Source organism: Rhizobium sp. UBA1881, from assembly GCF_002338015.1.
In the GTDB taxonomy this organism is placed as follows: Bacteria; Pseudomonadota; Alphaproteobacteria; order Rhizobiales; family Rhizobiaceae; genus Rhizobium.
In genome coordinates this window covers 1-11,629 of record NZ_DDHH01000136.1, presented here as the reverse complement: position 1 = coordinate 11,629, position 11,629 = coordinate 1, and the positions used below count along the sequence as shown (strand labels likewise).

Annotated in this window: 13 protein-coding genes, 1 tRNA gene and 1 pseudogene; 6 read left to right on the top strand and 9 right to left on the bottom strand. The window is 59.8% G+C overall.

The genetic code is table 11. The features are described 5' to 3' along the window. The 4 genes and pseudogenes from B3605_RS16905 to B3605_RS16890 all read right to left on the bottom strand — a co-directional run. Nucleotides 1-193, bottom strand: a pseudogene (locus tag B3605_RS16905) (LLM class flavin-dependent oxidoreductase); the annotation flags it as partial. A 10-nt stretch (nucleotides 194-203) separates the two neighbouring features. Continuing rightward, nucleotides 204-1,070 carry an ABC transporter permease gene (locus B3605_RS16900; RefSeq protein ID WP_112945653.1) on the bottom strand — a complete coding sequence of 289 codons (867 nt, stop codon included), beginning with the start codon at nucleotides 1,068-1,070 and terminating at the stop codon, nucleotides 204-206. After that, the gene (locus B3605_RS16895) at nucleotides 1,067-1,831 is read right to left on the bottom strand and encodes an ABC transporter ATP-binding protein (RefSeq protein ID WP_296435170.1); all 765 of its coding nucleotides are present in this window, start codon (nucleotides 1,829-1,831) and stop codon (nucleotides 1,067-1,069) included. Before B3605_RS16895 ends, B3605_RS16900 begins: the two co-directional genes overlap by 4 nt. 376 nt (nucleotides 1,832-2,207) lie before the next feature. Further along, entirely contained in the window at nucleotides 2,208-3,086 is an 879-nt protein-coding gene (locus B3605_RS16890; protein WP_162725066.1) for a sulfurtransferase, read from the bottom strand. Between the two features lie 257 nt (nucleotides 3,087-3,343). On the opposite strand from B3605_RS16890, the gene B3605_RS16885 reads away from it, so the two are divergent. Then, nucleotides 3,344-3,622 carry a hypothetical protein gene (locus B3605_RS16885; RefSeq protein ID WP_162725065.1) on the top strand — a complete coding sequence of 93 codons (279 nt, stop codon included), beginning with the start codon at nucleotides 3,344-3,346 and terminating at the stop codon, nucleotides 3,620-3,622. Between the two features lie 272 nt (nucleotides 3,623-3,894). Next, nucleotides 3,895-4,950, top strand: a complete 1,056-nt coding sequence (locus B3605_RS16880) for a porin (RefSeq protein ID WP_112945650.1) — start codon at nucleotides 3,895-3,897, stop codon at nucleotides 4,948-4,950. Between the two features lie 85 nt (nucleotides 4,951-5,035). Here B3605_RS16880 and B3605_RS16875 read toward each other — a convergent pair whose 3' ends face one another. Beyond that, nucleotides 5,036-5,785, bottom strand: coding sequence for a cytochrome c biogenesis CcdA family protein (locus B3605_RS16875; protein ID WP_112945649.1), 750 nt, complete (start codon nucleotides 5,783-5,785; stop codon nucleotides 5,036-5,038). 163 nt (nucleotides 5,786-5,948) lie between these two features. On the opposite strand from B3605_RS16875, the gene B3605_RS16870 reads away from it, so the two are divergent. Further along, complete coding sequence (locus B3605_RS16870) at nucleotides 5,949-7,757, top strand: sensor domain-containing diguanylate cyclase (protein WP_112945648.1); 1,809 nt, start codon at nucleotides 5,949-5,951, stop codon at nucleotides 7,755-7,757. A gap of 16 nt (nucleotides 7,758-7,773) precedes the next feature. On the opposite strand, the gene B3605_RS16865 is transcribed toward B3605_RS16870, so the two are convergent. The 4 genes from B3605_RS16865 to B3605_RS16850 all read right to left on the bottom strand — a co-directional run bounded on the left by B3605_RS16865 (nucleotide 7,774) and on the right by B3605_RS16850 (nucleotide 9,044). Beyond that, nucleotides 7,774-8,103: a DUF6665 family protein gene (locus B3605_RS16865; RefSeq protein WP_112945732.1), complete on the bottom strand. Its 330-nt coding sequence runs from the start codon at nucleotides 8,101-8,103 to the stop codon at nucleotides 7,774-7,776. Nucleotides 8,104-8,285: 182 nt separating this feature from the next. After that, nucleotides 8,286-8,447: a hypothetical protein gene (locus B3605_RS16860; RefSeq protein ID WP_018899955.1), complete on the bottom strand. Its 162-nt coding sequence runs from the start codon at nucleotides 8,445-8,447 to the stop codon at nucleotides 8,286-8,288. Between the two features lie 87 nt (nucleotides 8,448-8,534). After that, nucleotides 8,535-8,801 carry a DUF2934 domain-containing protein gene (locus B3605_RS16855; protein WP_081993029.1) on the bottom strand — a complete coding sequence of 89 codons (267 nt, stop codon included), beginning with the start codon at nucleotides 8,799-8,801 and terminating at the stop codon, nucleotides 8,535-8,537. 167 nt (nucleotides 8,802-8,968) lie between these two features. Next, nucleotides 8,969-9,044 (bottom strand) — tRNA-Lys (locus B3605_RS16850). A 367-nt stretch (nucleotides 9,045-9,411) separates the two neighbouring features. Here B3605_RS16850 and B3605_RS16845 point away from each other — a divergent pair. The 3 genes from B3605_RS16845 to B3605_RS16835 form a co-directional block, all read left to right on the top strand. Further along, the gene (locus B3605_RS16845; protein WP_018899952.1) at nucleotides 9,412-9,618 is read left to right on the top strand and encodes a hypothetical protein; all 207 of its coding nucleotides are present in this window, start codon (nucleotides 9,412-9,414) and stop codon (nucleotides 9,616-9,618) included. Between the two features lie 227 nt (nucleotides 9,619-9,845). Next, nucleotides 9,846-11,159: an efflux RND transporter periplasmic adaptor subunit gene (locus B3605_RS16840; RefSeq protein ID WP_112945647.1), complete on the top strand. Its 1,314-nt coding sequence runs from the start codon at nucleotides 9,846-9,848 to the stop codon at nucleotides 11,157-11,159. Between the two features lie 9 nt (nucleotides 11,160-11,168). Next, nucleotides 11,169-11,629 (top strand): ABC transporter ATP-binding protein (locus B3605_RS16835; RefSeq protein ID WP_296435169.1); only part of this gene is annotated, 461 nt, incomplete at its 3' end.

Sequence of the window (11,629 nt, the reverse complement as noted above, 5' to 3'; positions counted from 1 at the left end):
GAACCGTTGAGCACGCGCTGACGGAGAAATCCGGGCGATGATGTTCGCCGACACCGTAGAAGTCTAGACCCAGCCGATCTGCGAGTTCGATGCGGTCGATAAGGTCGCGAAGGCTTTCATGCGCGGACTGGCGTGCACCTGTCAGGGGGTGAGGGTAGGTGTCGCCGAAACTGAAAATGCCGATTTCAAACATGTCATGAACTCTAGTTGGCGTCCCGAAGCGACCCGCGACGACGCGCGAGGTAGCTTTCCAGGAACAGGAAGATTGCGTTGATGGTGTATCCGACGAGCGCCACGAGAACGGTGGCAGCGAGCAGCTTGCGTATGTTGAAGGCCTGCTGTGCTTCGAGGATGTAGTAGCCGATGCCGTCATTGCCTGCGACCATGCCGACGACGACTGACATCATCAGCGAGGTGCCGAGCGCCTGCCTGATGCCGACGAGAATGTAGGGAGCCGCAGCGGGCAGGGCGACTTCCCATTGGGTGGCCCACCATCCCAGTTGGAACGTCTGCGCCGTCTCCTTCAGCGTTCGCGAGAGGCTCCTTGCGCCGGCATAAGCAGTCATGAGCAGCGGAAACACGGCCGACAGCAGGAAGACGAGGATTTTCATCAGATCGCCCACGCCGAAAAAGAGAATGAGCACGGGTATGATTGCGGTCGTCGGCTTGGCCCGGGCGATCTCAATGACAGGCTCCAGCAATGCCCACACGAGACGAACGCGGCCCATGAGGAAGCCCAGACCGACACCGATGGGAGCGGCAATCACGAACCCGATGCAAAGCAGGCGAAGCGTGTCGAGCATCGCCTTCAGCAGATCGCCGCCCCATAGCTCGACGGCGAGCGTTTCGCCGATCAGGGCTGGCGAGGAAACGGTCGGATTGTAGTCGACCCAAGCCGAAATCTGCCACGCCGCAATGAGGCAAGCCAGGACGGACCATCCAAATCCGCGGCTGCGCAGGAAGTGTCGCACCAGGCGTGGCGCGGCCGCTTTGCTTGAGCTCTGCTGCCTGCCCAGCCTCTCGATCGTTCGGTCGTCGGTGAATTCGTCGCGTGTTCCGAGCAGCGTCATCTCGCACCACCCAGCACAAGTTCGAGTATCTCTCGGCGCAGGCGAAGGAATTCCGGCGTTTCCCTGGTCGCGACCTGATCGCGCGGGCGGGGGATTGGTACGGTGAGGTCGCGTGCTATCCCGATCCCGCCTTCGCCCATGACGACAACCCGGTCGGCGAGGTAGAGCGCTTCGTCGATGTCGTGCGTGACAAAGACGATAGTGATGCGACGCTCTTGCCAGATCCGAAGCATCAGATCCTGCATGCTCGCGCGGCTTAGCGCATCGATCGCACTGAATGGTTCGTCGAGCAGCAGGATTTCTGGCCCGGAAGCGAGAGCGCGCGCGATGGCGAGGCGCTGCTGCATTCCACCCGACAGTTCCGAAGGATAAAGAGCGGCGGTACCGGGAAGACCCACTTCGTTCAGAAGACGATCGATCTGGCTTGCTCTGTCGCGTGAATTTCCGGTGCGCTGCGAGCTTGCCGGCGTGAACGCATGCCGCAGTCCGAAATCTATGTTCTTTGCGACGCTGAGCCACGGCAGCAGGGATTCTCCGTAGCTTTGAAACACATAGCGAACGCTTTTCACCCCGTCCGAGCCGTTGATCGAAAGAGTGCCCGAGCTCGGCGTCTCCAATCCTGCCGCCATCCGCAGAAGCGTCGATTTCCCGCATCCGGAGCGGCCGACGATCGCGACGAATGAGCCGGCGTCGATGTCGAGATCGAGCGGCTGGAGAGCCTGAACGCATCGTCCGGACGCCGAGCCATATGCCTTGCTCACCTGGCGCAGCTCTATCGCGCGCCTTGCCGCCGGTTTCTGCGGACGTTGGGCTGGTATTGGCATCATTACGTTCATCATCGATCTGCTGATAATTTTTATAATCTATGGTTTTTATAGATTATAATTATAATTATAAAAGGTCGATTTTTTCGTTCGAACGGCTTTGTCGTGGAAATTTTTCCGTATTTGGTCGCGCGACACGTCCAAAACAGGGCAGCGTGCTGCGTTGCCGAATGCAGTCAGGCCAGACGCAGCCTTAGATGCTGAATCGATCTAGCGCTTCTCATTTGCGATAGGTGACCGGCTGCCGCACGGCGCGAGGCGTCAGGTGAGGTCGGGGGAGGTGCGTTTTGCGGCTGGCGCCGCAGCTCGAGTGCTAGCCGAGCTCCATGGGCGCATCGGGATCGCTGATCCACTCTATGAGGGAGCCATCGTATTCGAGTGTGTTGGTGTAGCCGATGGCCGCCAACGCCAAGGCGCCGAGCGTCGAGGCGATGCCGCCGCCGCAGTAGGTGACGATGAGACGCCCGTCCAACGGGACGACGCTGGAGAACGCGGCTCTCAATTCCTCCGCGTCTCGCAACGTGTTGTCCGCCTCGTTGAGAAGGTCGGTGAAGGGAAGATTGACGCTGGTTGGAATATGGCCGGCGCGGCTTCTCACCGAAACGGCGCCCGAATAATCATCAGGCTTGAGCAGGCAGACGAGCGATGCCGTTCGTTCACCAGCGACGATTTCCTTCACGTCTTCCTGGAAGGCGACAAAGTCCTCAGAGCCAGTCGGCGCGTAATGCACCTTGTCGAACGCCACAGTTGGCCCCGTTTCGACCGGCAGTCCTTCCTTCTTGTATTTCTTGAATCCGCCGTTGAGAACTGCGACGTTCTCATGGCCGAAGCTCTTGAATATCCACCAGAGCCTCGATGCCCATTGACCGGCCAGTCGATCGTAGATGACCACTGTGTTGTCCGTTCGGATGCCAAGCGAGCCGCAGGCGGCGCTGAATTGTTCCCGCGTCGGCCGCGTGAACGGCAGCGCGGCTTGCGGATCGGAGAAGCGAAGGAAGAGATCGGCGTACCGAGCGCCGGGGATACGTCCCTCATGCTCGAATTCATCGACGCCACTGCGAAAACGCGAAGCAGGTGCGTTCGGTGTCCCGCGCTCCATGAAGATCGTCGGTTCGAGAACGACGACGCGGCTGTCGTCGATATGATTTGCAAGCCAGTCGGTTGAGACGAGGGGTAAGGTTGCTTGCTCCAAAGCGAGCATCTCCTTTGAGGAAGGGGGCGGGCCGCACTTTACACGACTCCCAAAAATTATAATAATAATTCTAGTTGGTTTGCTGCACTTCGCAAGCCTGAGATGGAGTAGGGTGGCAACGTCTGCCCGACCAGAAGGTGCTGATGTCCTCTTCGTCGCAAGAAAAGAGCCAGGGTTTGTTTTCGGCGAGACGGTATGCGGAAGACGTGCGCTCGAACGCCATAGCCGCAGTCGATGAGCGCAGGCTGAAAAACCCGATGGACCGCACGATCTATCGGGAAGTGGCGGATGAGTTCAATATCGGCGAGCAGTCCCTGCGGCTGTGGGTCAAGAAGCATGACGCCGACAGCCGAGATGTAGCCTCCAGAGACGGGGGTGAGGCTGAGGAGCAAGTCGAACGCCCGGCGAAAAACCTGACGCACGCGCAGCTCGAGGCGGAGGTTCTCAGTCTTCGCAAGAAGATAGAGAAGCTTCAGGCCGAAAACGACGTCCTCAAGAGAGCCTTTGTCGTCTTCTCATCCGAATGGGAAAAGTGAGCCATTTGATGAACCTGTCACTAGAATTATAATTAGATTCTAGAGCCGTCCATTCCATGTTGCAGTCGTTTTGTGACGCGACCCGCTCAAAAATAGCAGATTTTGCTCCCCTTCGCCGACAATTTAGAACTCTATCGATTTTATAGTATATTAAAATTATAGATTATATATGTGAAGCATCCGCTTCGATTTTTCATTCGACGACCAAGTTCGAGGGTGATGTCGGTCTGACATCGAACCGGGAAGTCGTCCTATTTGGGGATATCCATACTATGAGTATCAAGAGCCTTCTCATCGGCTCCACGGCTGCACTTGCAGCTTCTTCTGGCGTGTATGCGGCCGACGCGATTGTCGCCGCAGAGCCCGAGCCTGTAGAATATGTTCGCGTTTGCGACGCCTATGGTTCGGGCTATTTCTATATTCCAGGAACAGAGACCTGCCTGAAGATCAGCGGCTATATCCGCTTCCAGGTAGGCGCAGGCCCGAACCGCAGTGAAACTGTTGGCAATGGCTCGACCGTTGCCAATAGAAGCGATTGGGATGCGTTTACGCGCGGTCAGGTTCAGTTCACTGCCAAGAGCGACACAGAATACGGTCCTTTGACGGGCGTGATCGTTCTGCAGACGAACGCCGACAACGCCTCGTCCCAGTCGGCGATCCTCGACTCCGCCTATATCGACGTCGCCGGGATTCGTGCCGGTCTCTTCTATTCCTGGTGGGATGACGGCCTTTCAGGGGAGACCGACGAAATCGGCTCGGCCGTCACGCTCCACAACTCGCTGCGCTATCAGTATGAGACGTCGAGCTTCTATGCCGGCTTGAGCGTCGATGAACTGGAAGACGGTGTCTATCAGCGCGGCGAAAACAGCAATAACATCGGCGTGGCTTTCGCGGTCGGCGGAAAAGCCGGCATCTTCAGCTACCAGGTCACGGGCGGCTTTGATACGGACAACAACGACGGCGCCATTCGCGCGATCGCCAACGTGAAGCTCGGGCCGGGGACGCTCGGCTTGGCTGGGGTCTACTCCTCCGGCCCGAACTCCTACTACAGCAAGGCCGAATGGGTTGTCGCCGCACAATACGCGATCGATGCGACCGACAAGCTCAAGATCACTCCGGCCTTTCAGTACTTCGGCAATTACTACGGCGCGAACAAGGTCGGCGTACCCGACACGTTTAACGGCCTTGGCGATGCATGGAAGGTTGGCGTGACCGTCGATTATCAGATCGCCGACAATCTCTACGCCAAGGCGACGGTCAACTATCTCGATCCTGATCGCGGCGATGACGTGACGACTGGCTTCTTCCGTCTGCAGCGCGCGTTCTGATAAGAACGCTGACTGCAAATAAGCCCCCGATCGTGGACCTGGGATCGGGGGCTTTCACGTGCGCGTCACACGGGATCGGCGCGAATCACCCGATTTTCATCAGGATTGGAAAGGTCTGCTGAAACCAGATCGCTGCATCGCTGACGAAACCGAAGATGAAGGCGAGGCCCGTGAGTATCAGGAACACGCCCATGACTTTCTCCACCGTGCCGAGATGGCGGCGGAAGCGCGTGAGGAAGCCCATGAAGGCACCGGAAAAACCGGCGGCGATCCAGAAGGGGATGGCAAGCCCCAGCGAATAGACGGCAAGCAGGCCGGCGCCCGAGCCGACCGTTTCACGCGAGGCGGCGACGCCGAGGATGGCGCCGAGCACCGGGCCGATGCACGGTGTCCAGCCGAAGGCGAAGGCAAGCCCCATCGCATAGGCGCCTGTCAGCGTCGCCGGTTTGCCGCTCCCCTGAAAGCGCGCCTCCCGCGCCAGAACACCGATGCGGAAGACGCCGAGGAAGTTCAGGCCCATGACGATGATGATCAGCCCGCCGATCTTGGAGAGAAGATCGAGATGCTGGCGCAGCGCCATGCCGATGCTCGATGCGCCGGCCCCGAGCGCCACGAAGACGGTGGCAAAGCCGAGTGTGAAGAACAGCGCCGAAAACAGCACGCCGCGGCGCACATCCGGCGCAACCGTCACCGCCCCGCCACCCCGGAACTGCTCGACGGAAATGCCGGCCATATAACAGAGATAGGGCGGCACCAGCGGCAGTACGCAGGGCGAGAGAAATGACAGGGCGCCGGCAAGCAAGGCACTCAACAGGGAAATATCGGCAATCGACACGCGGTTCTCCGGCGCAGGGCATTCGAGCGCAGTCCTAGCGCAGCCGGTGGCCCGCCGCCAATCACCTTTTTGCGTCTCGCGTTTCAGGCGTTCGGATAGTCCAATACAACCTGTATTACCCGTGTTAATTGTCTGGCAATTCGAATGCCCTAATATACTGATCATGCGGATCAGCGTCATCACCAACTGGGCCTATGGAGTGACGGTTGTCCTGACCGTCCTCTCGGGCTCTGCCTTCATCCTGTCTGCCACAAGTGCCACCCGCGAACGGATCGCGGTCGAGGAGCATCTGGCCCTAGATGACCTAGCCGATGGACTGGCGCTGGGCGCTGAAGAGCGCACCGATGAAGCGCGCCTCTATGTCATGCGCGACGACATCAGGCATCTCGATGCATTTCAGGGCAAGGAAGGCGAGGAGCGCCGGCGCGAACGCGCGATCAAAGGCGTCCGCGATTTGGGCGCCACGCCCATCGAATTGCAGGCGCTCGAGGACGTCGAGAAAAACGCCGATGTCCTCGACAAGATCGAACAAGAGGCGATCGCCGCGTATCGCAACGGCGATCAGGCCGGCGCCCGCCAGACCCTGTTCGGCCCGGAACATGACCGACTTCAGAGTGCATTGCTCGGCGCCGTCACGCGCTTCCGCGATCTCGCGAACGTCCGCACGCAGTCGGTCATGCACGACACGCAGCTGCGCAGCGACTGGTGGGGCTTCATCGCAAAGACGCTGTTGGCGGTGACCGCGGCTCTCTTTCTGAGCGTGCTCTATTTCATCCTCAAGCGCCGCGTCGCCATGCCGTTGATGCGCATGACCGGCATCGTCAGGCGTCTGGCCAAGCAGGATTATGCGGTCGACGTGCCGCTCGATCGCCGCCGCGACGAAATCGGCGAGATGAACGAGGCCATCCATATCTTTCGCGAAAACGGTCTGGAACGCGATCGTCTGGACGCCGAGCGCCGTCGCGACCAGCAGACCAAGGACCTGATCCTGCAGATGATGCACCGCCTGCAGGCCTGTCAGGCGCAGCAGGAGCTGGCCGAAGTCGTGGCCCTCTTCTCCCCGCAGATATTCCCGGATCTCGCCGGCAACCTCTACATCATGAACGAAAGCCGCTCGACATTGTCGCGCATTTCCTCATGGCATGAGCCGCAGCGCTCCGAGCCTGTATTTCCGGCGACGGCCTGCTGGGGCCTCAGGCGCGGCCGGCCGCATGTAAGCTCGCACGAGCACGGCGACATCAGCTGCCAGCATCTCGACGAATCCGATACGATGGGACTATGCGTTCCGCTGACGGCGCAGGGCGATGTCGTCGGACTGCTCTATTTCGAGGAGCGGCCGCAGGGCCATATGGAGGCCGAGGCATCGCGGCTCTATCTGGAGCTGATCGCCGAGAACATCGGCCTCGCTGCCGCCAACCTGCAGCTTCGCGACAAGCTCACCAACCTCTCCATTCGCGACGCGCTGACGGGGCTCTATAACAGGCGCTCGCTCGACGAGGACATGAACAATCACGCACGTGATCGCGAGCTGGCGCGGCTCAGCTGCATGATGGTCGATATCGATCACTTCAAGCGCTTCAACGACGAGTTCGGCCATGACGCCGGCGACGAGGTCATGCGCTACGTCGCGCAGACCATTCTCGACACTATCGGCGACGCTGGCCGCGCCTATCGCTTCGGCGGCGAGGAATTCACGGTCCTGCTGCCTGATATCAGCGATGCCGAAGGATTCGACATCGCCGAGCGCCTCCGCTCCAATATTTGCGGTTTGGCGCTGTCGCATCGCGGCCGCATTCTCGGGCCGATCTCGGTATCGATCGGCGTTGGCTCGCTGTCGGAAGGCGCTGCCGTCCCGACCTTGCTGACACGCGCCGATGCGGCATTGCTGGAAGCGAAGGCGCAAGGCCGCAACAGGACCGTCATGGCCCCGGTATTGATGTCGGAGGAAGGCAAGCGGCGAGGCTCTGCCTGAGAACAGCAGGTAATCGTTACTTCTGCGTCGATCCCAGCCGCACCAGTACCTCATCAGGAATGTCGTAGCGTTGGATAACGTCGCGGGTGTTGCGCAGACCGCAGATTTCACGCTGCACGAACAAATCCCAGACAGCATCTACTGCCTTGCGGAGGCGCGCATCGCGTTCATCCTGACCGTGGCGCGTACCATCCCAGCCTTCGAGGTCGGACAACGCGGCCTCGGCCTTCAACCCGCTACGACCGAGCGAACTGGCGCGCTCCGCTCTCAATTCGTATTCAAGAACGTTGAAGCCGCCTTCCACCGAGAAAGGCTGCCTCAGCGACTGCGGCGGACGAACGGTCATGACCATACCCTCATGCTCGCGCTCACCTATACTGTGGGCGAGCGTAGCTCGTTTGGCGAATGCGGTGGCAGAGTAGGGGTGATCAGCTTGCCGGTAAAGATAGCCGCCGAGGCAATCGAGATGCCCCGGCCGAGAAGCTGCTCTTCGGAGTGATGGTGATAACCGAGCCGCAACGAGACGCCTTACTTGGCGGCGGCGTTGCCAACCCGGTTGCCCGCATTCTGCGTCGCGTCAACGGTGTTGGCCGCATCCTTGCCCATGCCGCGGATCGTATTGCCGCACGAGCTTAAGGCCAGCATGACGCAAAGAGCAGCCGCGATCTTCGTGGTGATGGAGGAAGTCATGTCACAATCCTTTTCGTGGAACCTGTGACACAACGCATGGATCGGCAGCTGGTTGCATTTCATTGCCGTTCACGCATAGCTGTCGCGCTATGGCTGCTCGCGCATCCCCGGCGTCGCTTCCCGCTCGTCGGCATCTTCCAGATCCGTCTTCACGATGAAGGCATCGGTATGCTGTCTTGCCGCCTCCCTGAGCGCCTCGAGGTTCGGCACATCATCACCCTCGATCTGGTCGCCGCCATGATTGATCTCATGCTCGGCCTGCGACCAGTGTTCCTCGTGCCGTCCCTCAGGTCTGCCTTCGCGCTCCCAGATGGCATGGGCGCGGTCGCGGATATCTTTTTCACGGTCTGACATGATGTTCTCCGATGTTTTCCATCGCTAGAACTGGCAGCGGGCATCAAATGTTCCGCGGGCGGCCGGGGAACCGGAAAATATAATCCCGGCTGACGGCCAGATGGTGCTTTTGGGACTTTCGATCTGTCCCAAAAGTTCGATGGTAATCTGCTAACTAATTGATTTAATGGTGAGAGCGATGGGGCTCGAACCCATGACCTACTGATTAAAAGTCAGTTGCTCTACCAGCTGAGCTACGCTCTCCCGTGCTCCGAAGCATCCCTTTAGGGCCCCCGGCTGGAAGTGCGCGGAACATATGCAGACGACCCATTGCGGTCAACTGAAAAATCCACCTTTCCTGTGCATTAGGCACATTTCTTGCGCGAGATCACGAAGCGGGCGGGGCAATGCAGCGGGAAGGCCTGCGGCTTGCGGATTGGCGATGATATGTGGGACGTGGCGATTGAGACTGTCGCCTATTGTCGATGCCCCAGGTCGAATGAGCGCATCAAATGCACGAGCAGTAATAAAGTTCCCGAAAAATATTTAAGAAAATCAATCGGTTCAATCACATTCGCGGCTTAACAAATCGATCCTTGGCCCTAAATCTCACTTATACAAGGAGATGACCATGACCAACGTGATCGAACACACCAATAGCCGCAAGGTGCTGCGTGGCCGTGCCTATAGTCTCACGGAGTTCTCGCGCAAATACCGGCTAGGCCAGGATGAAGCCGTTCGCCTGTTTGAGAAATTCGGCCCATCCGCGACCGAACTCGATCTGCTGATGGCTGCCAAGCGCCGTCCGCCAGTGTCGCTGGAATCACTTGGCGCCTGACAGGCGCCATTCGCGCCGGGGGCAGAATCACGCGTGCAATCAACGCTCGCGTAAAGTGATGTGCGGCGTACGCCCCGCGACAAACTCGAGTTTCATTACCAAGATTTCATTTCCATTTGACGTTGCTGCGTGCCAATGCGGTCAGCTTGCTAATCCTGCGTTCAGCTTCAGATCGTTATTCCCGAAGCTGACAGTCGTATTGGCTGTATTTGACCGAGGCTGCTCGCATGAACGATATCACAACGCCCAATAAACCTCAGAGCACGAAACCCAAGAGCACGGCAACCGCCGATCTCGCCGCTGTCCTTACCGCTTCTCAGCAGAAGCAGAAGGGCCGCTGGTGGAAGCGTTCGTTGGTGTCGCTGGTCGTGATAGCGGCGCTTGGGGGCGGGTTCTATCTATATTCGCGCCAGGGCGGCAGTGAGGTGAGCTACACCACGCAGCCGGTCAAGAACGGCGACCTGACCGTGCTTGTGACCGCCACCGGCTCGGTGCAGCCGACGGAGCAGGTCGATATATCGAGTGAACTCTCCGGTACCGTGCGCGATGTCAATGTCGATTATAACAGCGAGGTGAAGGCGGGCGACGTGCTGGCAGTGCTCGACACGATCAAGGTCGAGGCCGACGTCAAGAGCACGCAGGCGAAGCTCGATTCGGCGAAGGCGAACGTCGTCAAGGCGACGGCGGATCTGGAGTCGGCCAAGAGCTCCTACGATCGCTACCGCAACCTCGTCCAAAGCAACGTGACAACCCAACAGAGTCTCGAGGACGCGCGCTACAAGTACGATTCGGCCGTCGCCACGAAGGAAATCAATGAGGCCGCGGTGCTCTCGGCGGAAGCCGATCTGCAGCTCGCCCAGGTCAACCTCACCAAGTCGAAGATCGTCTCGCCGATCGATGGCGTCATCCTCACGCGCTCCGTCGATCCGGGCGCGACGGTCGCGGCGTCGCTCTCGGCGCCGGTTCTCTTCGTCATCGGCGGCGACCTCAAGCAGATGGAGTTGCAGGTCGATGTCGACGAGGCCGATGTCGGCCAGATCGCGGTTGGTCAGAAAGCGACCTTCACGGTTGATGCCTATCCGGATCGCACGTTCCCGGCCGAGATCAAGCAGATCCGCTTTGCCTCGGAAACGACCAACAACGTCGTCACCTACAAGGCCATCCTCTCCGTCGACAATGCCGATCTGTTGCTGCGCCCGGGCATGACGGCGACCGCCGACGTCACTGTCGAAGCGGTCAAGAGCACGCTCATGGTGCCGAACGCCGCACTGCGCTACGCGCCGCCGGCCACGGAAACCAGGCGCAACCGCGGCCTGTTCGGCATGTTCGCTCCGCCACGCATGGGTCCTCGCGGCGGCAATCAGGGCGGCGGCGAGACCTTGACCGGCGCCAAGCGTCGGGTCTGGGTGCTGAAATCCGGCAAGCCATCGCCCGTTGTCATCCAGGTTGGCTCCTCCGACGGCCAGTTCACCCAGGTGACGTCAGGCGATCTCAAGGAAAACGAAGCGATCATCACCGATTCGACCGAGCGGTCGAGATAGCGGCGCGCCATGACAATGCCGCCTCTCATCGAGTTCAGCAAGGTGTCGAAGATCTACGGTCGGGGTGAGGCCTCGATCCGTGCGCTCGATCATGTCGATCTCGCCATCCGCGAGCACGAATTCGTCGCGATCATGGGGCCATCGGGCTCCGGCAAGTCCACGGCCATGAACATCCTCGGCTGCCTCGATGTCCCAAGCGCCGGCGACTATCTGTTCCAGGGCATCTCGACCACCGGTTTCGACCGCGCGCAGTTGACGATGCTGCGCCGTCACATGCTGGGCTTCGTCTTCCAGGGCTTCAACCTCCTGCCGCGCACGTCGGCGGTTGAAAATGTCGAGCTGCCGCTGATCTATCGCGGCATGCCGGCCGCGGAGCGGCACCGGCTGGCGAAGGAAGCGCTTGGCCTCGTTGGCCTTGGCGGCCGTGAGAATCACAAGACGCAGGAGCTTTCCGGCGGCCAGCAGCAGCG